The sequence below is a fragment of the Botrimarina hoheduenensis genome (genome assembly GCF_007859815.1).
Classification (GTDB): domain Bacteria; phylum Planctomycetota; class Planctomycetia; order Pirellulales; family Lacipirellulaceae; genus Botrimarina; species Botrimarina hoheduenensis.
This window is the reverse complement of sequence record NZ_SJPH01000001.1, coordinates 14,951-39,612: the sequence shown is the minus strand read 5'-3', so window position 1 is coordinate 39,612 and position 24,662 is coordinate 14,951. Positions and strand designations below refer to the sequence as shown.

The following is a 24,662-nucleotide window of genomic DNA, read 5'->3' as shown; positions in this document are numbered from 1 at the left end:
TAAGAACGCCGATGAGGGCCAAGCGGGCATGGCAGCAGGGGAATCTCATAGCGTTTTTTATCCGGTGAATTAGGTCCTTAGTAGTGTAGATCGCAATCTGCCGGGGGCGAGCCGATGATTTCTGCTTGCCCCGCGGTGCTTTCGAGTCGATACTGCGGATATGAACTGTGCGTATCGTTATGGCTTCTGGTTTTCCTTTACCGGCCCGTTTTTTACGGGTCCCGGGGCCGGAGGTCGTGCATAACGCCGCCAGATCGCTAACAAAACAGCGAAAGCCCCGGGAACCAGAGCGGTCCCCGGGGCTTTTTTCGTAGCCTTACCATCGATTCGCGGCGCACGAGTTCTTCCCATCTTGCGTGAAGCGTCTCACACACGCCTGCCAAGTTTCCTGCCACCCGCTCCGCCACTCTCCCCTCGTCCCTGGACTCTCGACCGATGATCGTCGTCATGAAAACCTCTGCCACTGAGGAAAACCTGCAACACCTGGTCAAGCACGTCGAGCAGCTTGGCTTGAAGGCCAACGTGCTCCGCGGTACCGAACGGACCGTCGTCGCCGCGATCGGCGACGAGCGCGTCATCGGTGTTTCGGCGTTAGAAAGCGTTCCCGGCGTAGACACCGTCATGCGGGTGCTCGCCCCCTACAAGCTCGCCAGCCGTGAGGCCCATCACGAAACCTCGCTGGTGAAGGCCGGCACGCTCGAAGTGGGAGGGAAAGCGATCGGCATGATCGCCGGGCCGTGCAGCGTGGAAAGCGAGGAGCAGATTGTCGAGACCGCCAAGGCGGTTAAGGCCGCGGGTGCCACGGCTCTTCGCGGCGGTGCCTTCAAGCCTCGTACCAGCCCCTACAGCTTCCAAGGGATGAAGGAGGAAGGACTCAAGCTGCTCGCGACTGCGCGGCAAGAGACCGGGTTGGCGATCGTCACGGAAGTGGTTTCCCCCGAGGATGTCGATCTGGTTGCCGGCTACGCCGAGGTGCTACAGATCGGTGCCCGCAACATGCAAAACTACCGCTTGCTCGAAGCGTGCGGCAAGGCCGATGCTGCGGTACTGCTGAAGCGTGGCCCTAGTGCGACGATCGACGAGATGTTGCTCGCCGCCGAGTACATCCTCGATGGCGGGAATGCACGCGTAATGCTTTGCGAACGCGGCATCCGCACCTTCGAGGCGCACACCCGCTTCACGCTTCCGCTGGCAACCGTGCCGTACCTGCAGCAGAAGACGCACCTGCCGGTGGTGATCGATCCGAGCCACGGCACCGGCCACACAAGCCTCGTTCCCGCCATGGCCAAGGCGGCAATCGCCGCGGGTGCCGACGGTGTTATCGTCGAGGTGCATCCCGACCCTGAGAACGCCAAGAGCGATGGCTACCAAACTCTCTCGTGCGAGGGGTTCGCGCAGATGATGGCCGAGTGTCGTCGGATCGCTGAGGCGGTCGATCGCACGCTCTAGCCCGCTTGCTTTTGCGTACGGGGGGCTGCGATTTCTCAGCCTTCGCGTGACGTGGCCGTTGAAACGGCTTGCCAGACGGCCCGGTGCGCAGCCAGATTGCCACGGACCAGCACGCACCGCGAGCGGGGATCGTAAACGATCTCTGCTTGCGGGTGGGCTGGTGCGAGCCGTTCGGCCAGCCCCGGCCCCGCGGCGGGCGAAGCCGGGTAGAAATCGATTACCGGCTCCGCTGCCAGCTTCTGGCGGCTGGCGATCCAAACGGTCCGGCCATCGATCGGCACCCAGCCGAGATCCAGCGCTTCGAGCAAACCCTCGAGCGCGTCAGACCACCGGCGATTCGTGGTGGCAGCGCTGAGCGTTGAACGCGGTCCCAGGCCCGCGTCTTCGGCGAGTGAAGGCCAGTCGATGAGAATCGTCAGCCGGGTGAGGTTCGCCACGTGCTCAAAGATGTCGCGCAACGGCGTTGGCTCGACAAAGCTAAAAGTGGTTCGTCGTGAAAGTGGTTTGTCGAGGAGTTTTAACGCCGGCTCTGACACCAGCCGCGACCGCGGATAACGTGTCTGCGGTGGCAGTCCCCGCGCAACGCGCAAGCGCTCGCAAAAGACGAGCAAGTCATACTGCTCGGCTTGGCGGGCCTCGATCGTCAGGAGTCCGTTGGATTCGATTGTTGCGCTCGCAACGCTCGGCGGACCGAAGCGGCGTAGCAGTTGTTCTAAGTCTTCAACTCCGTCCCCTGCCAAGTCTTCCAGCCGATGGGTTACACGGCGTTGTTCGCTGGCCCCGAGGCGTTCGATAATCGCTTGAGCGCCTTCGGTGCGCAGCATCAGCCGGCGCGACGCTAGCCCTTCGCTAAGCACCTCGCTGATCGATGCGTTAAGCCCGACGAACGAGATCGTCGTACGCGGATCGATCCCTGCTCTGCGTAAGGCCGCTGGGGTCAGGCTGATTGGTGTCCCGGAGAGCGCCGAGAAAAAGTCGATCGCTGCTGAGAGCGGCGCTTCGGTCAGATCGGATTCGGGCAGCGTGACCGCGAGCAGCCGCTCGGCAGAGAGGGTTGGTGGTTGGTTGTCGGGATCTGACGTTGGGCCACGCACCACCAGCACGCCATTGTGCCGAGCCTTTTCGGCAAGCTGCTGGTCAAGTAGGGCCTCGGCCGTTGGGGGAGCCGAAGACTCGTCGGGCAGCGGATCGAGGGGCGACCCCTCGGAATCGGCGTGGGGGGCGTCCAGCGAGTCGGTCGCCGAGGGGCTTCGCAGTACCAGTTCGATGGTTGCCGGGTCGTACTCCAGCGGATCAAAGTCAGCTGGCGGAGTCAGCGAGGCCGTCGCTTCAAAGGGCGTTGTGGCCGTGCTCGCTAGAAGATCGGAATCGGCTTCGTCGGGCGGCGGGCTCGGTAACGACCGAGTTTCGGCATCAGCGGTGGCTGACCCCGCTGCCGGCTCTGCTTCAACGGCTTCCGACGGGTTCTCGATCGACGGGCTCTCTACCGAGGGAAGGTTAGCGGTGCCGATCGACACCAGTTCGGCATCCCCTGCCGGTTCTTCGATCGGTGCTTGCCCCGCGGAACTTGGCAAGGATTGGGGGGTTGAGGGTTCGATAGGCGGCTGTTCGCCGGCGTGAAATAGCGGAGCCTCTGACGCCGCGGTGGCGAGGGGGCGATTCGGGGAGGGCTCGGGCGCGGAGGGGCCTAATTGCCGGAGCCATAAGGTCAGGGTCACTCCGATCGTGAAGAAGCCGATGCCCCCGGCTGCCATTAGTCCCGGGTGCCTCCAGAACTTGGGGGTTGGAACCGCGGGGGCAGGGGGGGCGGTCGCTGCGGCGACGTCATCGGCGAGCTTCGCGCTGGCCGCCAGCTGCTCGTCGATCGATGCGTTGCCTGCGTCCGCTAGTGTTTGGTCGGTGTCGAGCGTTTCCAGCGTCGAACCAAGGACCAGCGTTGTTGGTCCGGATCCCGGCACCGGAGTTTCTTGAGCGGCGCTTTGCTCGGCGGTATCGGGCGGCACAATCTGCACCATGCTCCCGCACTTAGGGCACGCGTGTACCTCGCCGATGAAGCCCGGATCGCGCACCCGAAGGGGCGTTTGGCAGGTTTCGCAGTGGATGCGGAAGGGTGTCAAAACGGCCAGCGGATCGGCGAGGAGCGAAAGCGGGAGAACAGACAGCGGGCGAGGAACGATTCGTTGGTGGGGGCCCTGACGATTTCAGTTTGCGGGCCCGACTTACTCGATAAACACGGCGGGCAGGGGCTCGCCCCGCTCCCGTGCCGCGGCGCGGGTGGTGAGGATAATCGCTGGCGGCGAATCGCGGATCACGTACACAAGCTGCTGCCGAGGGTCGCTGGCACCGGCCGCTTCGCGATCAGGATTGGCCCGGCGAAGGACCTCAACCAGCGTCTCGGCGGCGGTTTGCTGCCGGGCGTCGAGCGAGACCATCTGATTCCGGGTGATGCCCTGTAATTGTAAGTCACGCCCGTTGATCGTGATTGGTACGCCGATCGTCTCCGCGAGAATCGTTACGGCCGTTACAAGTGATTCTCGGTTCAATTGCAGGGAGATTGGTCGGTCGAGCCGTTGCTGCAGCGTCAGCGTGCTAGCGGGCTCAGGGGTTGTTGAGGGGCTTGTTTCAAGATGTTCAGCAACCAGCAGCTCCGCGACCAGCACCAGATTGTGCAGCGCGTTGCGCGGCAGGTAGCCGTTGATCACGGTTTGGCCGTCGTCGGCTCCGACCCGAGCCAATCGTCCGGCTGCCCGCAGCATCGCCGGAGCGGCTGACAGCAGCTTCGCGGAGTGCGGCGTGACCGGTTGCACGCTGAGTGTTTGCTCCAGTTCATCGGCCCACTTCGAGGCACGCTCGGCAAGCCCTTTACCACGGAGCCGCTCGGGCACGCCGGCCCCGCCGACGAGTCGCACTTCCCAGTACAGGGGGCCGTCCACTCCGACTAGCTGCACGCTCAGCAGCGCGCAACGCCATTCCTCGTCGATCTCCTGGCGCAGCGTCTCAAGCGCCGGTGTCGCTTGGGCCTCAAAGAGCGCAGCCCCTTCGCCCAGCAGCCATGGGAGCGAGACCAGCACGCTCAGCTGACTGTCAGCAGAGGAAGTGGCGAGCAGCCGATCGAACGCCGACGGCAGCAGTGGCGGCGTTGCGCTCGCTTGGGGCTCGACGATCAGCGTGGTCTTGAATTGCCCATAGCTCGGCCCGCTTGCCACGCCGACAACGACGCGCCCGACTTCAGCAGGGCGGCCCGCCGCCGCCCGGGCGATTGCGCTCATGGCGTGTTGGCCGAGGGCCCCCGCGGCGGTCCAGGCTTTTGCCCCTTCCGTATCGGCTAGCAGCTTGGCGGGGCGGGCGAGCACCACCAGCTCGCTGTTTTCGGGAACCAGACGCGAATCAATTGGGGGAGCCTCGGGCGTGGGACGACGCCACAGTATGCGGCCGTCGTCGGGCACGGGGTTTGTGCCTGGTTCTCTCGCTGAGGTTTGGTCCGACGGCGCGACAACGCTCGGGGCTTGGCTTGCGCCGGGGGCCGGGGACCCACCCTGCGGGGCGGGAGCCGAGCGAATCGGCGGTGCCGTATCGCCACACCCTAACGCCGAAGCTCCGGTGAAAATCAGGATCAAAATCCCTAGCCGCGAGGCTAGGGATGGCGTCAGTACGAGTGTTCCGGGGGGGGGCACGAGCATGACGCGGCGTTGCGGACGGAGGAAGGCTTTCCTACAGTCAAATTCTTCTCTAGCCCATCGTATCTTCCCGTAACCACAGCGGCGCCCCCCTTAATGCAAGCCTTCGAAGCGGTTCAGCACTACTTTAATAAGGGCGCCGACGAGCTAGGGCTTGATGCCTCGCTGCGCAAACTGCTCGTTCAGCCCGAACGCGAGCTGACCGTGCAGATCCCCCTGAAGCGAGACGATGGCACGCTTGAAACGCTGATTGCTTACCGTGTGCAGCACAACAGTGCCCGCGGCCCCTACAAGGGGGGTTTGCGCTACCACCACCATGTGGACCTGGACGAGGTGCGGGGTCTGGCGTCGCTCATGACCTGGAAGACCGCGATCGTGAACCTGCCTTATGGCGGAGCGAAGGGGGGCGTGACCGTCAACGCCCGCGACCTGAGCAAAGAAGAAAAAGAACGCGTCACGCGCAAGTTTGTCGACGCCATCTGTGTGGTTATCGGCCCCGACCTCGACATCCCCGCACCCGACATGGGAACGGGCCATGAGGAAATGGCTTGGTTCATGAACCAGTACGCCAAGTACCACGGCTTTAACCCCGGTGTGGTGACCGGCAAGCCGGTCGAGCATTACGGCATACCGGGCCGCGAAGAAGCCACTGGCCGTGGCGTCGGGCTGCTAACGCTGAAAACCCTCTCACGCTTAGGACGCAAAGCGGACGGGGCCACGGTCGCGCTGCAGGGGTTCGGCAACGTCGGCTCGCACACAGCTAAGTTCCTTACCGAAGCCGGCTGCAAGATTGTCGCGGTCAGCGACCACACCGGCGCGCGGCGTGATCCGGCCGGGCTCGACGTGATGGCGCTGTGGCGACACACCGGCGAAGCGAGCAGCTTTGTTAACAACTTTGCCGGGGGCGAAGCGATCCCTGCCGAGGAACTGCTAGAACTGGAGGTTGACGTGCTGATCCCCGCGGCCGTGGGCGGCGTGATTCACTCGGGCAACGCCAACCGTATCAAGGCACCGATCGTGATCGAGGCGGCCAACGCCCCGGTTGAACCCGAAGCGGACGAGTTGCTTTACGAACGGGGCATTGTCGTCCTGCCCGATGTGCTCGCCAACGCTGGTGGCGTGACGGTTAGCTACTTCGAATGGGCTCAGAACCGACAGTTCTACCGATGGACTCTCGATCGGGTCCGGGGGGAACTGGACCGCACCCTGACGCACGCCTTTGACAGCATCTGGGACCGGGCGAAAGAGCGGGATCGGTCGCTCCGCACAACGGCCTTTACGGTCGGTATCGAACGCGTTGCCAAGGCCACGCAGTTGGCCGGGCTTGGCTGAGCGGCAAGGCCACGCAGTTGGCCGGGAGCTTGGCTGAGCGGCAGCAATCGGTCGATCGCGCGGCTGCCCGCCGTTGCGTCGCCGTCTGGTTCGTCATCGACTATGATCGGGGGCCCGGAACGCCGTTGATTTTCAAGTTTCGGTTTACGCCCCGCAGGGTGTCCGCGTTTTTCCACGCAGCGGATGTTCGATTAGCGATCGCTTCAGTAGTAAGTAATGACTCTGTCAATTTCCCAAATCGATGCCCGCCGTGCCGAAGCCCAGGTCGCGATCCGGGCCCTGCGAGACAAGCTGGCTCCGAGCGGGAACGTCGTTTCGGAAGCGGGGCGGAAAAAGACGATCGAGGTCTTTGGCGAACCGCTAACGCCGGTTGAGGTCGTCGAGCGGATCTGCAACGAAGTCCGCACGCAGGGCATCAGCGCCGTCTTGCGCTACACCGCACAGCTCGATGGAGCGGCGTTCGATGCCGACCAGCTACGCGTGCCAGCCGAACGGCTCGCTGCGGCGCACGCCGCCGCCGATCCGGAGTTTCTCGCGACGATCCGACGCATCCGCAAAAACCTGCTCCGGTTTCAGACCGCCATCCTGCACCGCGACGTGCGGGTTGAGATCGAAGGCGGCGGCGCTCTGCGTCAACGCTATCTGCCGCTTGAACGCGTTGGTCTTTGCGTTCCCGGCGGCGCGGCGGCTTACCCTTCGACGGTGCTGATGACGGCCGTTCCGGCTCAGGCAGCGGGGGTCCAGCAGCTAGCTGTCGTCGCCCCTCCCACACGGTTCGGCAGCGAGAACGACGATCTGCTGGCGACCTGTCACGAGTTGGGCATTACCGAGGTCTATCGCATGGGCGGTGCCCAGGCGGTGGCTGCGCTGGCGTACGGCTGTGAAGGGGTCGCCAAAGTGGACAAGATTGTCGGCCCTGGCAATCTGTTTGTTGCGCTCGCTAAGCGGCATGTCTTCGGCGAAGTCGATATCGACTCGATCGCGGGCCCGAGCGAGGTCATCGTCGTTGCCGATGAAACAACGCCGCCGGAGTTCGTGGCAGCGGATCTGATTGCCCAAGCGGAGCACTCTCCCGGTTCGGCGGTGCTCATCACCTGGCACGAGCCGCTCGTGGAGCAGGTACTCGAGGCCCTCGAAACGCAGCTCGCGACGTTGGAGCGGAACGAACTGACACGGCGTTCGCTCGAAGACTTTGGAGCCCTGATTACCGTCGCTGGCCGGGAAGCCGCGGCGCGGCTCTGCGATGAGCTGGCGACCGAGCATCTGCACCTAGCATGCGCTGATCCCGAGGGCTTGCTCGACAAAGTGCGCTGCGCTGGCGCGGTGTTCTTGGGGCCGTTTTCGCCGGTTCCGGTTGGCGACTACGCGGCGGGGCCTTCGCACGTGTTGCCCACCGGGGCCACCGCCCGCTTTGCCAGCGGCCTGTCGAGCAACGACTTCTTGCGATCCAACAGCGTGATTCAGTTTACGGCCCAGACGCTTGCCGCCCACACCGATGATATCGTTCGGGTAGCGCACAAAGAGGGTCTCACCGGCCACGCCCGTGCGGTGACCATTCGTGCGGAACCGTAAGTCTCGCTAAGATCATCGCACGCTGTGGAACTCCCCGTTGCCACACGGCTTTGCCCCCCGCCCGCTTTTCGGGGCCCCCGTGGTCCGTTCTCCAGCGGCGTCACTCAAGCGTCCCAGCGTTCCTTAAGACGGCACCCTCCCAACATGTTTCGAGAAGACATCCTGCGGATGAGCGGTTACGTTCCCGGCGAACAGCCGCAGGGGCGCAAGCTCGTCAAGCTCAACACCAACGAGAACCCGTACCCTCCTTCGGCAAAAGTCGTGGCGGCGATCAAGGTGGCCGCTGAGGCCGGGCTGCAACGCTACCCCGATCCGGCTGCTACCGCTTTCCGCCGCCGCGCCGCCGAGGTGCTAGCCGCCGATTGCGCGGCCATCACGCCCGATTGGATACTATGCGGCAACGGCAGCGACGACATCTTGACCATCGTCACCCGGTCGTTCGTCGCGCCGGGACAGGCGGTGCGCTACGCAACGCCAAGCTACTCGCTCTACAAGACACTTGCCGAGATCCAAGGTGTCGGGCAAGACGTTGCGCCTTACGAGGCGGATTGGTCGCTTGGCTACCGATTCGCGCAAGCCAACGACGAGGGCAGGCCGGTGCGACTGGCCTACCTCGCAAACCCGAACAGCCCCTCGGGTACGCGGATGGCACCCGGCGAGGTGGCGGCGCTGGCCGATACGCTGACTTGTCCGCTGCTAGTGGACGAGGCCTATGTCGATTTCGCGGAGACCAGTTGTCTCGACCTGGTGCGCACGAACGAACGTGTCTTGGTTAGTCGCACCCTGTCGAAGAGCTACGCTCTGGCCGGTTTGCGCTTTGGTTACGTCGTGGCTCAGCCCCAGGTCATCGAGCAATTGGGCAAAGTCAAAGACAGCTACAACTGCGATACGCTAGCCATCGCCGGTGCCACCGCGGCGATCGATGACCAGGCATGGCTCGCGGCAAACGTCGCAAAGGTCCGTGCCGAGCGCAAACGACTCGCTCAAGCGGTTGCCGATCGCGGATTTGTCGTCACACCTTCCGACGCGAACTTCCTCTGGTGTACGCATCCTAGTAACGAGCACATGGCCCTTTATCAGCGACTCCGCGATGGGGGGGTCTTAGTGCGTTACATGGCCTACGAGGGCTGGCCCGCCGGGTATGACGGCCTGCGGATAACGGTCGGCACGCCCGCCCAGACCGATGCACTGCTAACAACGCTCGACGCGGTCATGAAACGCTAAACCGAGGGGCTGCTCCGCTGCTTGAGGGGGCCTTTGGTGGCTGTCCCCTCTTTTACACGGTAACGACCGCGACTCAGATCGCCGCTGACCCTACTCGGCCTTGCGGAACGCACTCACTTCGCCATAGCGCGGGCAGCTTACGAGGTGGTCATTGACCATACCGACCGCTTGCATGAAGGCGTAGCAGGTCGTCGGGCCGACAAACCGGAAGCCACGCCGCTTCAGTTCCTTGCTCATCGCTAGCGATCGGAAGCTTTCGGCAGGCACGTCTTCCGTCCGCCGGTGGCGGTTGACGATCGGCTTGCCATCGACAAAGGACCACAGTAACTCGGCGAGCGTTGTTTCCGATTCTTGCAACGCGATCACCGCTCGGGCGTTAGACACGGTCGCCTCGATCTTGCCACGATGCCGCACGACGCCGGGGTCGGTAAGGATCTGCTCGATCTTATGCGGTGTGAAGCGGGCGACTTTGGCGGCGTCAAAGTCGGCAAAGCGCCGCCGATACCCGTCGCGTTTATTGAGGATTGTGCTCCACGATAGCCCGGCTTGCGCCCCTTCGAGCGTAAGCATCTCGAAGAGATGCTGGTTGTCGTAAGACGGCACGCCCCATTCGTTGTCGTGGTACAGGCGTTCGCTTGCAGAGGCTTCGGCCCAGGGGCAGCGCGGCATGGCGACACACTTCGGTTGAAAGTCCGCAGGACAATAAGATTTCGGCCAAGATCGCCCGCTCCTTGCCACGCTGGCCAGCCACGGGGTCTCTCAGGCAAACCCTCCACCGCCCAAGAGACTCGCGACGCCTCGTGAAGCAACTTACACTATCGCCATGTCTTCCAACGTGTACCACTTTGATGTTCTTGTGATCGGTGCCGGCCATGCCGGGACGGAAGCCGCGCTGGCGGCCGCCCGCGTCGGTGCAAAGACCGCGCTGCTGACGACAAATCTCGACACGGTCGGTCAGATGAGCTGCAACCCGGCGATCGGCGGCGTTGGCAAAGGGCAGATCGTCCGCGAGATCGACGCCCTCGGCGGTGCGATGGGCCAAGCGATCGATGCCACTGGTATCCAGTTTCGGATGCTCAACTTGCGCAAAGGGGCCGCGATGCACGGCCCCCGCGCCCAGGCGGACAAGCGGGCCTATCAGGCCGAGATAAAGCGGCTCGTTGAGGAGCAAGAAAACCTGAGTCTGCGGCAGGAGGGCGTCGAAGACTTGCTCACCGAGCCCGCTGCTAAGGCGTCTCACGCTCAATCGCCCCTCGCCGAAGGACCCGTCGTGCGCATGACGGGCGTGCGTGTGCGCGGCGGTGCTGAGTATCGAGCGGCCGCGGTCGTGCTGACCACCGGTACCTTCCTGCAAGCCCTGATGCACACGGGCGAAGCCAAGACCGCTGGCGGGCGTGCCGGCGAAGGAACCACAAGCGGGGTCAGCCAATCGCTCCAGACGCTTGGTATTAGGCTTGAGCGTTTCAAGACGGGTACCCCCCCGCGGCTAAACGGACGCACCATCGACTACAGCGCTTGCGAGATCCAGCCGGGCGATGAGCAGCCTCAGCCGTTCTCGTTTCTCACCGAGCGTATCACCCAAGCGCAAGTCCCCTGTTACATCACGCACACCACCGCAGCGTCGCACGAGTTGATCCGGGCGAATCTGCACCGTGCCCCGATGTACTCCGGTCAGATCGAGACCAGCGGTCCGCGCTACTGCCCCTCGATCGAGGACAAGATCGTGCGGTTCGCAGAGAAGAATCAGCACCAGCTGTACCTCGAGCCCGAGGGCCGCAACACGCTTGAGGTGTACGTCAACGGGGTTTCTACCAGCCTGCCGCGCGACGTGCAGGACGCGCTCTTTCGCATGATACCGGGCTGTGAACACGCCCAGATCATGCGTTACGGGTACGCCGTCGAGTATGACTACGCTCCCCCTGAACAGCTCCGCGCGACACTCGAGACCAAGCAAATCGACGGGCTTTATTTTGCCGGTCAAATCAACGGCACAACCGGTTACGAGGAGGCCGGTGGCCAGGGCCTGATCGCCGGCACCAACGCCGCGCTTAAGGTTGCCAATCGCGAACCACTGGTGCTGGGACGCGAGCAAGCTTACCTGGGCGTGCTCGTCGATGACCTCGTCACACGCGGAGTCGACGAGCCCTATCGCATGTTTACCAGCCGAGCCGAGTATCGCCTGCTGTTGCGACAAGACAACGCCGATCGAAGGTTGACGCCCCTCGCCGAGCAGCTCGGACTGGTTGACTCACGCCGGGCCGAGAAGCTTCGCGCAAAGCAAGCCGAGATTCTCCGGTTAACCACACTGCTCGATGCAACGCGGTACGAGGGGCTTTCCCTTGCCGAGCGAATGCGACGGCCTGAGGTTGACTGGCCGGCGGTGGTGCAGATGGCTCCGCCCGACACCGCCCGCGAACTTGCCGAGGCAGGGCCTGCGGCGGTTGAACAGGTGGTAAACGACATCAAGTACGCGGGCTACATTGCCCGTCAAAATTTTGAAGTCGAGCGCCAGCAGCGCCTGGCCTCGAAGCCGATTCCGGCCGAGTTCGATTACGGACGGCTTGTTCATTTGCGACACGAGGCGCGTGAGAAGCTGCTTCGGATTCGTCCGCGCGATCTGGCTCAAGCAAGCCGCATCAGCGGGATCACCCCGGCGGACATTTCGTTGCTAATGGCCCATCTTAAGGCAAGCCGCGCAATCGACCCGAACCCCGCCGCCCCCGGCTCCGCAATTTGAGCCACCTTGGCATGAGGTTTAGCGGCCGGCGAAACTTTTATGCTGGCAATTTGGCGTTAAGCGTTTTTGGCAAACAAGTTAAGGCGATTTTCGCGGCGTTGACCGCTAGCTCCAGAGCCCTATAATCGGCCCTCAGACGGTAAACCGGGCAACCCGGGGGTCTGTGGTTGAGATTGGCGTTTGCAGAACAACGAGAATTTGCAAAGCTACGCCAGTCGGCCAGAGAAGCCGGCAACCGCCCCGCCGCGACGCGGCCGGGCGAGTGCAAATTTAGCGAAGATTAGCCGGCCGGCTCACTTGGCCGTTCGTCGATGGCCTTGGAAGAGGCACTCGTACGAGTGGCCCCGGCTTTGCGAAAGGATTCCCCCAGACCGGGCGGGCTTTTCGTGAGTCGCGGAGCCGTTGGGCCTTACACCATCAACTAGGGAGAGGGGTGGTCGAGTCCATGAAAACCGTCTTCACCACAGGCGAAGCGGCTAAGATCTGCAAGGTCAGCCAGCAAACCATCATCCGGTGCTTCGACTCCGGCCAACTCAAGGGCTTCCGGGTCCCCGGCAGCAAGTTCCGCCGCATTCCGCGTGAACAGCTTTATGCGTTCATGCGTGACAACGGCATCCCGACCGACGCGCTCGATAGCGGTCGGCGGAAGCTGTTGATCGTTGATGACGATCAAGATCTGGTTGATCTGCTCGTCGATCACTTCGAGCGCGACGGCCGGTTTGACCTGCGCAGCGTCAACAACGGCTTTGGCGCGGGCATGCTCATCAAAGAGTTCCGTCCCGACCTGGTTGTCCTGGATATCATGCTGCCGGATATCAACGGCATGGAAGTCTGCCAACTGGTGCGTAGCGACTCGACGATGGACAGCGTCAAAATCATCTGCATTTCGGGCATGGTCGAAGAGGACCGAATCCAGCAGTTGCGCGACGCCGGGGCGGACGACTTCTTGAAAAAGCCTTTCGACGTTGACCGTCTCACGCAGCGGGTTTGCCAACTGCTGGACGTTGAGCCCGTCGCCTCGAACTAATCGGGCGAGCGTCGCATAATGTTTGTCGGGTCGGCTAGGCGTCGGATGCTGTTGGCGCGTCATCGCACGCCAATCGGTCGCCGTACGGCTAGCAGCGTCCTATCGGAAGCTAGCGCACCTGTAACTACAAATGTCGTGGCTTCGGCCATCCCGGGCGAAACGCCCGACGAAGGTCGGCGCTTCGCCGAGGCATTAGAACGCGCTAAGCTCGACTCGCTGAAGGAACTGGCCTACGGTGCTAGTCATGAGATTAATAATCCGCTCGCGAACATCGCTCTGCGTGCGCAGGCGCTGCTGAAACGCGAAGAGGATCCTGATAAGCGGCGTGCGCTCGAGGCCATGCATCGCGGTGCGATGCGCGCTCACGAGATGATCTCCGACTTGATGCTGTTCGCCCGCCCGCCGCGGCTGAACCGGCAGAGCATCGATCTGCTGGGAATCGTGCGTGAGGTAATCAACGAGCTCCATCCTGTAGCCGAACGTCTCGGGGCAAAGCTCATCCTGCGCGATCCCGCGCGACGACCTCTTGAGGTCACAGCCGATCCGGAGCAGATGGCCGTAGCCGTTCGCGCCGTGATCGACAACGCGCTGGAAGCAGTCGGGCAGGGGGGGCAAGTTGAGGTTGTTTGCCGTGTTGAGGCTCTTAGCGGAGTTGAGATACGCATCGATGACGACGGCCCCGGTATCCCGTCTGCTATTCGGCCCCATGTGTTTGACCCTTTTTTTAGCGGTCGCGAGGCGGGTCGGGGGCTCGGCTTCGGTCTTTCCAAATGCTGGCGGATTGTGACCGATCACGGCGGCGAGGTGGTCCTCTCCGAATCCCCGCTTGGCGGTGTCTCGGCGTGTCTGCGGCTGCCCGCCGAGGCGACGGCCCCGCGGGAGAGTTTTCGTCCGTGAGCGTTTCACAGACGGCGTGTGAGCTGGCCTTCTGGGAGGTCTCGCCGGGAGTGCTGAACGGCCTGCGAAAGCGGCTCGACCAGCCAAAAACCCAGCGGAGCGCATCGCTCGAAGCCGTGAGGGGGTTACTCGACAATCGCCGGGTAGTGATCGTCCGGCCGTTGCCGGGAGTCGCGTTGCCACCCGGCCAGCGACTGCGAGCGATCCGCGACACGCATCAGCCCCGGCGGTTTTTTGCGGTCGGCTTCGCCGCTGAAACGCTGCCGATCGAAGGCCATGGCACGGAGACGTCGGCCACAGGATCGCCGCCGCCGCTGGCTACGCTGGTCGATCCGGCTGACGCGAACGGACCCGGGACAGCCGAATGGATCGTTGCGTTGGCCGCCGCGGCCCAGCGTCAAGGAATTGAGCTGACCCTTATTACGGTGGCTAGGTCAGCGGGTAGACAGGTCGCGGGGCGAGAAACCTGGGCCCGCCGCGCCGGCAATTGGTACGGCGCGTTGCGTGCCAAGCTCGCCCAGCGCTGGCACCGCGATCCGCAAGCCGATCGGCATGCGCTCGACCAGCGGATCGCGGCGTCGCTTGAGCGATTGCTTTAAGGTCTAGGCTAACGCAACAGTGTGGCGACGCCGTTGCACCCGTTGGGCTGATAGCAGACCGCACGGCAGTGCTGCTTGGGGGCCCAGTTGGGTCCCAGATCGGCCAGTGATTCGCCTGATCCACTGAACAACCAGCCGCCCCGGTTGAGCGTCTCGGCTAGGCCAATAAATAGACGCTTGCGATCGGCGGGGGTGAAATAAATCGCGACGTTGCGGCAGAAGATTAGGTCGAACTTGCCGACGCCGGTAAGCGGCTTGAGCAGATTACGCACCTCGAACTTGCAGCGCCGCTTGAGGGTGTCATTGACGCCCCAGCCGTTGCCTTTGTGGACGAAATAAGCCCCGCGGTGCTGCTGGCTTAGACCCCGGCTGAGTTCCAGCTCAGAGTACACGGCTTGCTGGGCGTGCTGAACGGCGGAAGGTGAGATATCGGTGCCGTAGATCTCAAGATCCCACGACTCGAAGTTGGGCACGGTGTCGGCAAACGCCATCGCGAGGCTGTACGCTTCCTGCCCGGTGCTGCATGCCGCTGACCAAATGCGAAATCGCTTGGGAAACGCGGACCCCGCCTTGGCATCAATCAGCTCGGGGAAGATCTTGTTTTTTAGTGCCTCAAACGGGGTCGTGTCACGGAACCAGAGTGTTTCATTTGTCGTGATCGCATTGACTACGTCGGTTTGCAGCGCCGGAGTGAGACGTGCCTTGCGTGAGAGCTCAACGTAGTCTTTGCAGCCGTGAGTTTTCAGCAAGCGTGCGAGGCGTCCCTCAATCAGATAGTCTTTGCTTGTGTCGAGATAAATCCCGCACAGCTCGTTGACCAGATTGCAGACGGCGTCGATATCAGCAGCAGTAGGTTTCATATGGCGATCCTCCCGGCGAAAGGTTTCAGGAGGTGCTCGTGTAGTCGGTTCAAAGGTGCAACGATGTCTGCCAATTGATTTTCGACAACGCTCTTGGGCATGCCGTAAACAACACAACTCGCTTCATCCTGGGCGAGCACAAGGCCTCCAGCCTGTTTGATCGCCTTGGCACCGAGGGTGCCGTCGTCTCCCATGCCGGTGAGCACGGCCGCCAGCGTTGCCCCACCGTAGTGCTGCGCGACCGAACGGAACAGATAATCCACAGCTGGCCGACAGTTGCGTTCGGGCGGATCGTCGGTCAGCTGAACAACCAGACCGGTCGCGAGCCTCGCGACTCGCATGTGCTTGCCGCCCGGAGCGATCAGGATCTCTCCCACCCGCACCGGCTGACCATGAGAAGCTTCCATCACCCTCAGGCTGCACCGACGATCGAGATCATCGGCAAGGCTCTTAGTGAACATGGGGGGCATGTGCTGCACGAGCAGCACCGGAGCCGGAAAGTTAGCCGGCAGCAGAGGCAGCAACTGAGTCAGAGCCTGGGGCCCCCCGGTCGAGACACCGATCGCAACAATTTCAGGATGGCGGGCCAGAAATCTCGCCGGGCGTTGCGGAGGGCGTGGCTGAACGATGCGAGCGGCTGACACGGCCGATGCCGGCAGCGCGGCCGTTGGGGCCACCCGTGCAACGGATTTTGCCTGCTTCCCCGCCCGACGCAACAGGCAAGCCCGCAGCTTAGGCCCAAGGTCTTGCCGTAGCTGGGCGATGCTTTCTTCCAGCGAATTGGTCGCCGGCTTCAGGATAAAGTCAAACGCCCCTAGCTGTAGCGCTTGCGTCGTTGCCTTGGCACCACGGGCGGTGAACGCGCTAACCATAATGGCCGCCACGTCTAAGCCACGCGCCTGCAACTCGCGGAGCACCCCGATGCCATCAAGGCGGGGCATCTCCAGATCGAGCGTCACGACATCCGGTCGTAACGCTTCGATCTGAGTGAGAGCTTGCTGGCCGTCTGAAGCGATCCCCACCACCTCCACGTCTGGCATCCCTGCCAAGACATCGCGGACGATCTTACGGTAGAGCGCTGAATCATCGACGACTAAGCATTTTAGTGGTGAGGAACCAGACATCTTTTTAGTGAAACGCTTTTCAGAAGGGGCAGATCAAAAGTGGATCGGCAGCGATCACAGCTCAAACTGGCTGACCAGCACCCGCAACTGATCCGCCAGGCGAGACACTTCTTGTCCGGCCCGTTGGGTTTCGTTGGCGGCGATGGCGGTATGCTGCACTCCGGTATCGACACCGGCGATGCTCTGAGTGATCGAGCGGCTCGATCCGGCGGTCTCGGTGATAGTCATGGCGACTGTCTCCGCGGCGTCGGACGTTTGAGACACGCTCTGCGAGATCTCGCGGGTCGTGATGCTCTGCTCCTCAACGGCGGCGGCAATCGTGCGTGCCACCTCGTTCACGTTCGTGATCACCGAGGTAATCTCGCGGATCGACTCGACAGCTTCGCCCGTCGATCCCTGGATGCCCTCGATCCGCTGGCGGATGATGTCGGTCGCCTTGCCGGTTTCTTTGGCGAGTTCCTTGACCTCCGAAGCAACCACCGCAAAGCCCTTACCGGCCTCACCGGCCCGAGCCGCCTCGATCGTGGCGTTCAACGCCAGCAGGTTGGTCTGCTCGGCGATGTCCTGGATCACCTCGATCACTTTGCCAATCTCGTCGGCCGCGGCACCCAGTCCCCCGACGCGCTCGTTGCTGATCTGAGCGAGTTGAGCGGCTTTGTCAGCAACAGCAGCCGATTGCTCAGCATTCTTTGCGATCTCAACAATCGTCGAAGTCATCTGCTCGGTAGCCGCGGCAACCGCACGGACGTTGTTCGACATCTGCTCACTCGTGGCGGCCATGCTGCCCATGGAAGACTCCATGGTCGACGCGGCGGTAGAGACGGTTGCCGACTGCCGGCCGGTTTCAGCGGCTCCGTCCGACAGCGCCTTGGACGTTGCCGAAAGCTCTTCCGAGGCCCCCGCCAGCGTCAGGCTTGTTTCGGATACCTCGCGGAGAATTTCCTGCATCCGCTCGACAAAGCGATTGAACCAGCGCGAGAGTTCGCCGATCTCGTCGTTCGAATTGATCGGCAGACGCTTAGTCAGGTCAGCCTCGCCCTCGGCGATCGATTTGACGCGCTCGACAACGGAACTGAGCGGCTTGGCGATCGAGCGGGTGATGATCCAGGCAAGCCCGAGGACCGCGGCGATTGCGGCAACACCGACGCCCAGGTTGGTCAACAGGAGTCTGGAAGCGACGCGGTCGGCCTCTTTCTCCATCTGACTCGAAGCGGCAAACGCTTCGCTCGTATCCATTTTGGCTAGCAGCGCCCAACGCTTGCCAAGCACATCGACCGAACGGTAGGCGATCAAGTTTTCGGCATCGCGATAGTCATTCGTGGTCATCACGCCTGACTCGCCAGCGAGCGACTTGTCGACGGCTTCGTTGCGGAACGATCCCTTCTCCGGGTTGCGGAACGAGGGCACCAAGTTGTGCGTCTCGGGGAGGAGATAGGAGTTGCTACGCATCGCGTAGTCTGGGCCCACCAAGAGGGTCTCGCCCGATTCGCCCAGGCCCGGTCGCGCGGCCATCATGTCGGTGATCCGGTCAACGGGCATCTGGAAAACGAGCACTCCGAGACGCTTATCGCCGTCGAAAATCGGCGTGGCGATGAAACTGGCAGGTGCCTCGTACGAGGGCAAATAACGCGCGAAGTCAACAAACGCGGTCTCGCCCTTGGCCAGCTTTGTGGCTTGCCGGAAGGCTTCTGCGAAGTTGGTGTCGGCATAGGCACCATCGCGTAGCGAGGTGGTGTAGTCCAGTTCCTTGAAGACGGAGTAAACGATATCCCCCGACGCGTCGTCGATCAGGAAGATGTCGTAGTAGCCAAACGTGTTCAGGAAGTTACGCAGCACCGGGTGGATCACGCCGTGCAACTTGCCGTAGTCGGTCGTGCGGTCGGCGGTGTCTAGATTGTGCTTCGAGCCGAGAGGGTTGCTGTTAGCGAAGATGTAAGCATGTTGCAGGACAACCGACTCGTCGTCGAGAGTGGCAACGAGCTGATCGACAGGTGCCTTGGCACCGCTGTTCTGGGTCGAGTACTCCGTGCCGAACTGATCGGTGTAGTAGGTAGCAAGTTCGGCCCGCAGCTCGGCGATCCGCTGCTTGTCAAACGACTCTTGGGCGGCGTAGCCGGTGAAAAAACCGGGCAGGTGACGCATCGCTTCGACAACCATGCGGTTGTCGGCCAGCGTTGTGGCTTGATCGCGAATCCGCGTGAAGTAGGACTCGATCTGCGTTGCCTTAAGATCGCGCTGAACCTCTAGCAGCGACTCGGCCTTCTTAACCAGATCGTTCGAGGCGTGTCGGTTGAGCTTTTCCAGCCCTCCCTGCGCGGCAAAGTAGCTAATTAATCCGGCTACTAGTAGCGGGGCGATGCCACAAGCCAGGAAGCCAAGGGTGAGCCGCGTGCGAATCTTCATGGACAAGTTTCCTAGAATTGAAAGCGATTTATCAAGTGGAAGGTAGAGGCGGCAATCAGTCTTGCCGCTGTAGGAATGGTGGTTGGACGGATTGGTTTAATCGCGATCCGCGAGCACTTGTTCGACATCGATCAGCACGGCGATCTGATCGCCGTGGTTATGCACTCCGCGGAAATAGCGGCTGTCGATGCCTTTGATGTTGGAAGGCGGTAAGGCAATCTCATCCGCACGGAGGGTCAGAATGTCGGAGATCCGATCCACGAGCAAACCGATCGACTCACCTTGTGAGTGAACAATCAGGTTGCGGGTGTCGCGGGTCTCTTCGGCGGGTGAGAGGCCGAGCACTTGTCGTAAATCGATCACCGTGGCGACGTCGCCACGCAGATTGATCACGCCACGGACGTGCCGCGGTGCGTTAGGGACAGGAGTGATATCCAGCTGACGGTTAATCTCTTGCACCAGCCGAATGTCGACACCCAACAGCAGCTCGCCGACGTAAAAAGTCGCGTACTGCTGAACACCCACCGGCGCTGTATTAGCGTTGGCGCGAGCTTGGAGGGTTGCGGACATGATGAAGTTCTCTCGTGCGGAATAGTTAGGCGAGTTGCGTCGCGGTAGCCGCGCCGACAAAATTCTTGAGTGAGTTGAGCAGCTTGTCTCGGTCCATCTTGATCTGGTAGTCGTCGATGCCCACATCCAGGCCGCGCTGGATATCCGCGGCACCAGCCAGCGACGTGAGAGCGATTACCGGCACGCCGACGAAGCGTGGATCCGCCTTCACGCGCTGGCACAGCTCGAAGCCGTTCATGCGCGGCATCTCGATGTCGGTCACCACCACCTGGAAACGCTCGGCATCGCTATCCAGATACTCCCAAGCGAGCTGACCGTCTTCGTGATCCGAGACGCGATAACCGGCGGACTCGAAGACCGCCTTGACTTGGTTCCGGAAGAAACCCGAGTCTTCGGCGAGCAGAATCAACGGCGGCTGACCGGCGTCGTCGTTTGACGGTCCATCGTCTCCCACAAACCACTCGGGATGCGACAGCTGGGTTAGCTCAAACAGATCGATCAGTCGCGTGGTGTGGCCATCCAGGACCATCGAGCCGATCACTCCCGCCTCGCGGAACGTGACCGTATCGACGGCCATTGGCACTTCGCGGATATCTTGCAGGATCGGAGCCACCAGGCCAACTTCGCGACCACGCACCTCGTAGACCACGACATAGAGTCGATCCAGCGGTTCCGACGGGCGAGCCGACACACAGCTTTCGACTCGCATCAGCGGCAAGGTGGTGTTGCGATACTGCAGCACCTCTTGGCCCGCGACGCTATCGATCTGATCGGAACGCACCCGTTCAATGCGGGCGATGATGTCCATCGGAACCGCGAAGTAGTCCAAGTCGTTGTTCTTGAAGAGCAGGAGCGACTGCGTATCGACGGATTCCTGATCAACACTCTGTTTGCCCTTTTTGCCACGCGCTTCCTCGTCACCGCTCAGATCGACGTCAGCAGCGATTCCGGCGATGTCAAGGATCAATGCTACGTGTCCATCGCCCAGGATGGTGGCACCGGCAAGAGTGCGGCAGTCTTTGTGGTGACGTCCCAGAGGCTTGACGACGATCTCTTCCGAGTCGTGCAGTGCGTCGACCACCAAGCCAAAACGGGTTTGTCCCGTATCGACAACGATGATGTTCGTGGCACCGGTTGAGTTGCCGTGGATAGGTCCCTCGGCCTGATTGCAGCCCAGGGTTTTTTCCAGGCGAACCAGCGGCAGCAACTGGCCACGCAGCCGCAGCACTTCCGCGTCTTTGACGCGTCCCAACCGTTCCTTGCGTTCGTTCTCACGGACTCGGACCAGCTCGGCGATGTTGACCTGCGGGATCGCAAACCGATCGGCGCCCACTTGGACAATCAGCGAGGGGATGATCGCCAGTGTCAGCGGCAGAGTGACAACAATGTTGGTGCCGACACCCAGTGTCGATTCCACATCGACCGTGCCGCCCAGCTTCGAGATGTTGGTCCGCACCACGTCCATGCCGACGCCACGGCCCGAGATATCGGTCACTTCGGCAGCGGTTGAGAAGCCGGGGGCGAAGATCAGCCGGATCGCATCGCGATCGCTCATCTGTTCGGCTCGCTCGGCCGTGATAACTCCCTTGGCAACGGCTTTCTCTTTGAGCTTGTTGGGATCAATGCCGCCGCCGTCGTCTTGGATCTCGATACGAACCTTGCCGGCCTGGTAGCAGGCCCGCAGGTTGATCGTCCCCTTGGCGGGCTTGCCAGCGGCAACCCGGCGATCAGGCATCTCGACACCGTGGTCGATCGAGTTGCGAACAAGGTGGGTCAGCGGGTCGCCAATCGCTTCGACGATCGTCTTGTCGACCTCGACCTCTTTGCCCTCGACGTTCAAGTCGCACTGCTTGCCGAGTTTGCTGCTCAGGTCGCGGACAACGCGCGGGAAGCGACCGAAGACGGAACCGATCTGCTGCATCCGCGTCTGCATGATCGCTTCTTGCAGCTCGCTGGTGATCTGATCGAGCCGAGCCGAGATCGTGTCGAGCCCCGCCTTCTCTTCGGTCGAGACCGCCTGCAGCAGCTGGTTGCGGCTGAGAACCAGCTCACCGGCCAGATTCATGAGGCTATCCAGCACGCCCACCGCCACGCGGATGTTGCCCTCGACCGGCGCTGACGCCTTGGGCTTGTTGTCCTCGGCGGCTTCAGAGGCAGCGGGGGCCGGTGTCGGTTTGGGAGCGGGGGCGGCAGCCGGCTGCGGGGCCGGTTCGGTGGCTCGGGCCGCTGCCAAGGCCGCTTGCGCCTCAGCCAGCTTGGCCTCAATGGCCGCGTCGAGGTCGATATCGGCCAGATCTTCGGCGGGAGCTTCGGCAGTTGCTTCCGAAGCGGCTTCCTCCGCTTCGCCGGTGCCGGCCGCCTCGTTAGCGATTTTCTCGAGCGCCGCGATATGGCTGCTGACGTCAACTTCGTTTGAATTCTCGACGTCTTCGATCAGGCCTTTTAGTTTGTCGGCCCCCTTGAGCATCTGATCCACGATCACCGAGTTGGGAGCCAACTCGCCGTTGCGCATCATGTTCAGGACGTTTTCTAGATGGTGCGACAGGTCGTTGACCGTACGCAGTCCTAAGAAGCCGGCCGCACCCTTGATCGAGTGGATGGCACGAAACACCTCGTTGACCAGATCGGTGTCGATCGCGGGCGCCATCTCTTCGATGGCGAGAAATTGGTTCTCGATGTCGGCGAGGTGCTCTTTGGCTTCGACCACAAAGTCGGTGAGCAGATCGGTGTCTTCCACGTTGTTCTCCGTTGCGATTGGGTGCAGCTACCCGGCTAACGACCTCCCTCCCGCCAGTTAGCGAATGGAGAAGATCCAGCAATCGGAGAAACGTAAGTCACGTTGAATGCGCAAGAGGGATCGCGGTGGCAAACCGAGACCGTTTCTTGCCAATAGCGCAAACCTTCAGCCCAACGAGCCAGTGAAATTGCCAGGAAATCGACAAGTGGCACCGATCGGGCCGGTTATGCCGGGCGGCAAGAAGGGGGTTGAGACAGGCCCGGCAGCGGGGGTGGGTGCGCTCCGCGGGGCTCGCCCTAGGTCGACTCGTTCGGATCATGCGGCTTGCGCGGACGCAGCAGACGTTCGGCTTCTTGAGCAAGGTCCGCCGCGTATCCGGGCGGGAAGGGATCGAGAAGACCGGCACCGAAGTCAGCCTTGCTGTCTGCCGGGGGGAATTCGGTGTGGCGGTGCTTTCTGCGGGCGCGGGGGAGGGACTCGGCAGGGGCTGCGCCGGGAGTATCGACGGAGGAATCGGCCGGCAGAGAATCTGGCGGCGTGGGATCCAGCGGAACGCGTCGCCGGGGGGGCGGTGCTGCCTGCGCCTCGCGTTCGATCTGCTCTAGCAGTTCTGGATCCGAAAACGCTTCGAGCCATTCCTTCGCCGATCCAACCGAGTAACGCTGGACGCTTGGCTCGGAAGCCTCGTGAACGCGATTGCCAACTTCGCGGATCCAGTCCTGCGAATCGATCGGCTTGGCACCACGCGAGCGGGCCGCCCGCTGTACGCGGTGATCGGCCGACACGACGACCAACTGTTTGGTGCCCTTGGCCTTCTCGATGATCTCTTCCAGCAGGGCGTCGGCGTCTTCGTACCCGCGTGCGAAGCGGATCCGGATCGCTTGAAACTCAACTCGATCGGGAAGGCCGGGCGGCGCGTCACGCGCGTCGAACACAATCACAGTTGTCCGGCGTTCTTTCTCGGTGAGGTGCTGCGCGAGCCAGTCGAGCAGCGACTCCCGCGCACCCTGGAGGGTCCCGGCGAGTTCGCCAACGCCGAATCGATCGCTGGCGTGCAACAGATTGTAGCCGTCGATCAGCAGACGCATGGCGGGGCCGTTGCCGCAAAACGCAAGAGCGATCGCCATGCTGCTCAACGCAGCTGCTGGCTTGCAGCCGCCGGTTTAGCTGCTGTACTCGTGCTGCTCGCGGTAGGTATGGTGGAAGTGACGTGCAATCGCTCCGTCGGCGTCCAGCACATGAGCCAGCAAGGCAGCCCGAATCCACATGCCGTTGCGTGCCTGACGGAAGTACATCGCACGGGGATCGGCGTCAATTTCGGGAGGGATCTCCCCAAAGTGCTGATCGCGCGGGAACGGGTGCAGGATCGGTGCGTGAGCCTTCATCCGCGCAACCAGTGCCGGTGTTAAGCGGTACGCGCTGTAGTCGATCGCGGCGAACGATTCGGCGTCTTCGGGGGTGTCGTGTTCTTTCTGGACCCGCGTCATGTAGAGCGCGTCGAAGGCTTCGATCGCCGGCACTCCGTCGATCTGGGCCTCGAGCGAGTCAACTTCTAGCACGGTGACGTTGCGGTCGGCCAGCCGGCGGCGCAGGTCATCACGCATCCGCAGCTTGTCGTGGTCGGGGGTGACGAACACCAACCGATTGCCCGGATACTCGGCGAGCAACATGGCGAGCGAGCGGACCGTTCGGCCGCGGCCAATATCGCCGCAGAAGCCATAAGTTTTTCCGGCCAGCCCATTGCTTGCCGAGCCAAAGGCTACGCCCGGGCGAAAACCAGGAGAGGCCCCCAGCGGGGTGTCGGCGGGCTCTTCGCGAGCAAAAGTCCGCTGCAGTGTGTACACATCCAGCAGTGCCTGAGTTGGGTGCTCATCGGCTCCCGAACCGGCGTTGATGATCGGCACGCTCCGCTGGCCGTGAACGCTCAGATCGTTCATCAGATACGCACACGACTCGGCCAGCCGCGCAATCGGCGAACGCATGATGATCAGGTCAAAGTAGCTCGAAAACATCCGGATCGAGTCGAATCGGGTCTCGCCCTTGGTCTCGGACGAGGTCTGCGGATCGCGCACCTCGTTGCACGTGAGCCCGAGAATCTGACACGCGGCCATGAAGGACAGAAACGTACGCGTCGAGGGCTGCGTGAAATACAGCATCGCGCGGCGATGCGAGAGCAGGTTACGCAGAAAATCTTGCCCGGCCCGATGCTTGCTGAGCACGCGGATCTGGTTGGCAGTTTCCGCTAGGTCGTCCAGCGTCGCGGCGCTGAATTGCCCCGAGAAGATCACATGCCGAAGGCGGCCGTTGAGCTGCAACTCGGCGGTCTTGGCGATCACCGGCCGAGCCAGCCGATCGGCGTACAGGCTTAGGTCTCGCTCGTCCTGCGAAGCAGGCGGTCCTGGCGATTCCGGGGCGGGGAGAGGCTCGGACACGGCGGCAACCCAGCGTGCGAAG

Annotated in this window: 18 protein-coding genes; 8 read left to right on the top strand and 10 right to left on the bottom strand. The window is 62.4% G+C overall.

The features are described 5' to 3' along the window. The first annotated feature begins 447 nt into the window (after window positions 1-447). Complete coding sequence (aroF, locus tag Pla111_RS00165; RefSeq protein ID WP_231930501.1) at window positions 448-1,449, top strand: 3-deoxy-7-phosphoheptulonate synthase; 1,002 nt, start codon at window positions 448-450, stop codon at window positions 1,447-1,449. A gap of 35 nt (window positions 1,450-1,484) precedes the next feature. On the opposite strand, the gene Pla111_RS00160 is transcribed toward aroF, so the two are convergent. Both Pla111_RS00160 and Pla111_RS00155 read right to left on the bottom strand, forming a co-directional pair. Then, window positions 1,485-3,566 (bottom strand): hypothetical protein, encoded by a 2,082-nt coding sequence (locus tag Pla111_RS00160; protein ID WP_146570234.1) that lies wholly within the window; start codon window positions 3,564-3,566, stop codon window positions 1,485-1,487. A 102-nt stretch (window positions 3,567-3,668) separates the two neighbouring features. Further along, the gene (locus Pla111_RS00155; RefSeq protein WP_146570232.1) at window positions 3,669-4,895 is read right to left on the bottom strand and encodes a hypothetical protein; all 1,227 of its coding nucleotides are present in this window, start codon (window positions 4,893-4,895) and stop codon (window positions 3,669-3,671) included. 327 nt (window positions 4,896-5,222) lie between these two features. On the opposite strand from Pla111_RS00155, the gene Pla111_RS00150 reads away from it, so the two are divergent. The 3 genes from Pla111_RS00150 to hisC all read left to right on the top strand — a co-directional run bounded on the left by Pla111_RS00150 (window position 5,223) and on the right by hisC (window position 9,254). Beyond that, window positions 5,223-6,458 carry a Glu/Leu/Phe/Val family dehydrogenase gene (locus Pla111_RS00150; RefSeq protein WP_146570230.1) on the top strand — a complete coding sequence of 412 codons (1,236 nt, stop codon included), beginning with the start codon at window positions 5,223-5,225 and terminating at the stop codon, window positions 6,456-6,458. A 216-nt stretch (window positions 6,459-6,674) separates the two neighbouring features. After that, window positions 6,675-8,030, top strand: coding sequence for a histidinol dehydrogenase (hisD, locus tag Pla111_RS00145; protein WP_146570228.1), 1,356 nt, complete (start codon window positions 6,675-6,677; stop codon window positions 8,028-8,030). Between the two features lie 144 nt (window positions 8,031-8,174). Next, window positions 8,175-9,254 carry a histidinol-phosphate transaminase gene (gene hisC, locus Pla111_RS00140; protein WP_146570226.1) on the top strand — a complete coding sequence of 360 codons (1,080 nt, stop codon included), beginning with the start codon at window positions 8,175-8,177 and terminating at the stop codon, window positions 9,252-9,254. A gap of 90 nt (window positions 9,255-9,344) precedes the next feature. Here hisC and Pla111_RS00135 read toward each other — a convergent pair whose 3' ends face one another. Beyond that, window positions 9,345-9,923, bottom strand: coding sequence for a DNA-3-methyladenine glycosylase I (locus tag Pla111_RS00135; RefSeq protein WP_146570224.1), 579 nt, complete (start codon window positions 9,921-9,923; stop codon window positions 9,345-9,347). 154 nt (window positions 9,924-10,077) lie between these two features. Here Pla111_RS00135 and mnmG point away from each other — a divergent pair, with 154 nt between their 5' ends. From mnmG to Pla111_RS00115, 4 genes are all read left to right on the top strand, one after another. Further along, window positions 10,078-11,991 carry a tRNA uridine-5-carboxymethylaminomethyl(34) synthesis enzyme MnmG gene (mnmG, locus tag Pla111_RS00130; protein ID WP_146570222.1) on the top strand — a complete coding sequence of 638 codons (1,914 nt, stop codon included), beginning with the start codon at window positions 10,078-10,080 and terminating at the stop codon, window positions 11,989-11,991. Window positions 11,992-12,436: 445 nt separating this feature from the next. Beyond that, a complete protein-coding gene (locus tag Pla111_RS00125) occupies window positions 12,437-13,018 on the top strand; it encodes a response regulator (RefSeq protein WP_197524624.1) in 582 nt (193 codons plus the stop codon). A 135-nt stretch (window positions 13,019-13,153) separates the two neighbouring features. Next, window positions 13,154-13,915, top strand: coding sequence for a sensor histidine kinase (locus tag Pla111_RS00120; protein WP_197524623.1), 762 nt, complete (start codon window positions 13,154-13,156; stop codon window positions 13,913-13,915). After that, window positions 13,912-14,514, top strand: a complete 603-nt coding sequence (locus tag Pla111_RS00115; protein WP_146570216.1) for a hypothetical protein — start codon at window positions 13,912-13,914, stop codon at window positions 14,512-14,514. The genes Pla111_RS00120 and Pla111_RS00115 overlap by 4 nt, the downstream gene beginning before the upstream one ends. Window positions 14,515-14,522: 8 nt before the next feature. On the opposite strand, the gene Pla111_RS00110 is transcribed toward Pla111_RS00115, so the two are convergent. From Pla111_RS00110 to Pla111_RS00080, 7 genes are all read right to left on the bottom strand, one after another. Further along, complete coding sequence (locus Pla111_RS00110) at window positions 14,523-15,374, bottom strand: CheR family methyltransferase (protein WP_146570214.1); 852 nt, start codon at window positions 15,372-15,374, stop codon at window positions 14,523-14,525. After that, window positions 15,371-16,498 carry a protein-glutamate methylesterase/protein-glutamine glutaminase gene (locus Pla111_RS00105; protein WP_146570212.1) on the bottom strand — a complete coding sequence of 376 codons (1,128 nt, stop codon included), beginning with the start codon at window positions 16,496-16,498 and terminating at the stop codon, window positions 15,371-15,373. The genes Pla111_RS00110 and Pla111_RS00105 overlap by 4 nt, the downstream gene beginning before the upstream one ends. A gap of 54 nt (window positions 16,499-16,552) precedes the next feature. Continuing rightward, the gene (locus tag Pla111_RS00100; protein WP_146570210.1) at window positions 16,553-18,901 is read right to left on the bottom strand and encodes a methyl-accepting chemotaxis protein; all 2,349 of its coding nucleotides are present in this window, start codon (window positions 18,899-18,901) and stop codon (window positions 16,553-16,555) included. Between the two features lie 96 nt (window positions 18,902-18,997). Further along, on the bottom strand, window positions 18,998-19,471 hold the full coding sequence (locus Pla111_RS00095) for a chemotaxis protein CheW (protein ID WP_197524622.1): 474 nt from the start codon (window positions 19,469-19,471) through the stop codon (window positions 18,998-19,000). 25 nt (window positions 19,472-19,496) lie between these two features. Next, window positions 19,497-22,208 carry a hybrid sensor histidine kinase/response regulator gene (locus tag Pla111_RS00090; RefSeq protein ID WP_197524621.1) on the bottom strand — a complete coding sequence of 904 codons (2,712 nt, stop codon included), beginning with the start codon at window positions 22,206-22,208 and terminating at the stop codon, window positions 19,497-19,499. Between the two features lie 296 nt (window positions 22,209-22,504). Continuing rightward, window positions 22,505-23,335 (bottom strand): NYN domain-containing protein, encoded by an 831-nt coding sequence (locus tag Pla111_RS00085; protein ID WP_146570206.1) that lies wholly within the window; start codon window positions 23,333-23,335, stop codon window positions 22,505-22,507. A 36-nt stretch (window positions 23,336-23,371) separates the two neighbouring features. Continuing rightward, window positions 23,372-24,640: an aspartate/ornithine carbamoyltransferase family protein gene (locus tag Pla111_RS00080; protein ID WP_197524620.1), complete on the bottom strand. Its 1,269-nt coding sequence runs from the start codon at window positions 24,638-24,640 to the stop codon at window positions 23,372-23,374. Between the last annotated feature and the right edge of the window lie 22 nt (window positions 24,641-24,662).